Source organism: Stenotrophomonas sp. CASM110, assembly GCF_049384345.1.
GTDB lineage: Bacteria > Pseudomonadota > Gammaproteobacteria > Xanthomonadales > Xanthomonadaceae > Stenotrophomonas > Stenotrophomonas muris.
Genome location: NZ_JBMRGI010000045.1, coordinates 1 through 2,777 on the forward strand (window position 1 = coordinate 1; position 2,777 = coordinate 2,777).

General features: G+C 68.3%; 2 protein-coding genes. Both read right to left on the reverse strand.

The window, feature by feature from the left end; translation table 11 throughout:
* Nucleotides 1-192: 192 nt before the first annotated feature.
* A complete protein-coding gene (locus VG561_RS21110; protein WP_262093422.1) occupies nt 193-1,797 on the reverse strand; it encodes a glucan biosynthesis protein D in 1,605 nt (534 codons plus the stop codon).
* Nucleotides 1,798-1,902: 105 nt separating this feature from the next.
* A complete protein-coding gene (mutM, locus tag VG561_RS21115; protein WP_014645439.1) occupies nt 1,903-2,715 on the reverse strand; it encodes a bifunctional DNA-formamidopyrimidine glycosylase/DNA-(apurinic or apyrimidinic site) lyase in 813 nt (270 codons plus the stop codon).
* Nucleotides 2,716-2,777: the final 62 nt, after the last annotated feature.

Here is a 2,777-nt window from a genome sequence, read left to right on the forward strand (position 1 = left end):
GGTGGCGGGAGTGTTCGCGGCATGGATGCCGCGACCAAGCCCCCAGGGAAGGGTTTACGGCGTCTCCCGCCACCGGACCCACCCCGCCTACCCTCAGGAAACCAGCTTCTGCTTCGGCTTCGGCTGTTGCTGTTGCTGTTGCTCTGGCCTCTGCAGGTGCAGGGCTGCAAGCCCTGCAAACCCAACCCCCTCTTAGTACAGCGTGCGCTCCGGCGCACCCGCCGGCGGCGGGGTGTACTGGTACAGCCAGGTTTCCGTAAGCGTCTTGCCACCACTGCGCAGGAACAGGCGGATGTCGATCTGCTCGGTACTGCCTTCCGGCGGCACCAGGTCGAACATCGCGCGATAGCCGTTGATCTCGCGCAGCGGGCGCGCCGACACGATCTCGACCCGGCCACGGCTGGCTTCCACCACCGCCTCGACCTCACCCTTGTCGATCAGGCTGGCCAGCTCGCCCCCTTCGAAGTCCACCGCGAAGCGCCAGCTGAAGTACTCGCGCTTCTTGCCGACCACACCGCCCAGGCCGGTGCGGCTGGCCACGCAGTGCGCCAGCGGCGGGCGCGCCGGCGGTTCGGCGCCCCAGTACAGGCGGTAGCCGACCAGCAGCTCCTGGCCCGGCTGCGGCTTTTCCTTCGGGTTCCAGAACGCCACGATGTTGTCGAACGTCTCGTCCACGGTGGGAATCTCCACCAGCTGCACCGAGCCCTCGCCCCATTCGCCCTTCGGCTCCACCCACAGGCACGGGCGCTTCTCGTAGAACACGCCGTCGTCCTGGTAATGGTCGAAATTGCGGTCGCGCTGCAGCAGGCCGAAGCCGCGCGGGTTGCGGTCCACGAACATGTTGAAGCGCAGGTTGCGCGGGTTCAGCAGCGGCCGCCAGATCCATTCGCCAGCGCCGGTCCACAGCGACAGGCCATCGGTATCGTGGATCTCCGGGCGCCAGTCCCATGCCATGCGGCGGTCGTTCTCGCCCACCTGGTACATGCTGGTGCACGGTGCGATGCCGAGCCGCTCGATCGGCTTGCGCGGGTACAGCGCGCTGTCGATGTCCATCAGCAGCACGTCGCCATTGGTGATCGCGAAGCGATAGGCGCCAGCCACGCTGGGTGAATCCAGCAGGCCGTAGACCACGATCGTGTCCGAATCAGCCGATGGCTGTTCCAGGTAGTAGGCGATGAAATCCGGGAATTCCTCCGGCTTGCTCATTCCGGTGTCGATCGCCAGGCCGCGCGCGGACTGGCCGTACTGGCCTTCCTTGCCGACCGCGCGGAAGTAGCTGGCGCCGAGGAAGGCGGCGAAGTCGCGGTCAGTGTCCTTGCGGGTGTTCAGGCGGAAGCCGGCGAAGCCGAGGTCGGCCGGCAGCTCGCCATCCTTGATGCCGCTCTTGCCGTAGTTGAACGCCGCGCCGTCATAGGCCAGCTCCTGCGCCTTGCCGTCGACCACGTCGAACATGCGCACCGGCGAATGGAAGTACAGGCCCAGGTGGAAGAACTTGGCCTGGAACTTGCCGGGCTGGTCGGCCCACAGCGCATGGTCCTGGCGGTAGCCGATCGACTGGTACTGGTCCCAGTCCAGTCCTTCCAGACGGCCCGGCAGCACCCGCTTGTGGCTCTTGTAGGGCGCCTGCGCCAGCGCGCGCGCCTGGCCCTTCAGGGTAGCGAAGTCGAACGGTTGCGGCTGGCCGAGGCGGCGCAGGCCCATCTGGCCGCTCCTGCTGGCCGCGCACGCGGGCAGGGACGGCAGGCCGAATGCAGCCAGGGCGAGGGAGGCATTGCGGATGAAGTCGCGTCGTTGCATGCAGGCGCGTCAGGCACAGGGAGGAAGGTCGGCCATCATAGGCAGACAAACGTTAACGGGCAGCGGAGACGCGCCCTGCCCGTTCAGCTGCCGCTGGCTGCCGGCTCAGCGCTGGCAGTGGCTGCACCAGACGCTGGCGCGCTGGCCGATGGTGGCGTGCTTCAGCGCGCGGCCACAGTTCGGGCAGGGCAGCCCGTCACGGCCGTACACCAGCAGTTCCTGTTCGAAGTAGCCCGGCGCGCCATCGGGGCTGATGAAATCGCGCAGGGTGGTGCCGCCACGGGTGATGGCATAGCCCAGGATCTCCTTCACCGCGTCGGCCAGCCGCTGGTAGCGTTCGCGCGAGATCTTCCCAGCCTCGCGCAGCGGACTGATGCCGGCCTTGAACAGGCTCTCGGCGGCGTAGATGTTGCCCACGCCCACCACCACCGCCTGGTCCATCAGGAAGGTCTTCACCGGCGCACTGCGGCCACGGCTGCGCGCAAACAGGTAGTCGCCGTCGAATCCCTCGTCCAGTGGCTCCGGGCCCAGCCCCTGCAGCAGCGGGTGGATCTCACCGGCGGGCTGCCAGAGCAGGCTGCCGAATCGGCGCGGGTCGTTGAAGCGCAGCAGGCGGCCGTTGTCCAGACTGATATCCACATGGTCGTGGGCGCGCAGCGGTGTGTCACCGGGCAGCACGCGCAGGCTGCCGGACATGCCCAGGTGCAGCACCGCGCTGCCGATGGCGGTATCCAGCAGCAGGTACTTGGCGCGCCGGCGGATGTCCTCGATGCGCTGCCCCGGCAGCAGCTCGGCCACTTCCGGTGGAATCGGCCAGCGCAGGTCGGCGCGGCGCAGGATCACGCCATGCACGCGGCGGCCCTGCAGGTGCGGCGCCAGGCCGCGGCGGGTGGTTTCGACTTCGGGCAGTTCAGGCATGCAGGGATTCTATCCCCGCTCTGCGGCCGGCACCTGGCCGTGGGGGGGGGGGGGGGGGGACC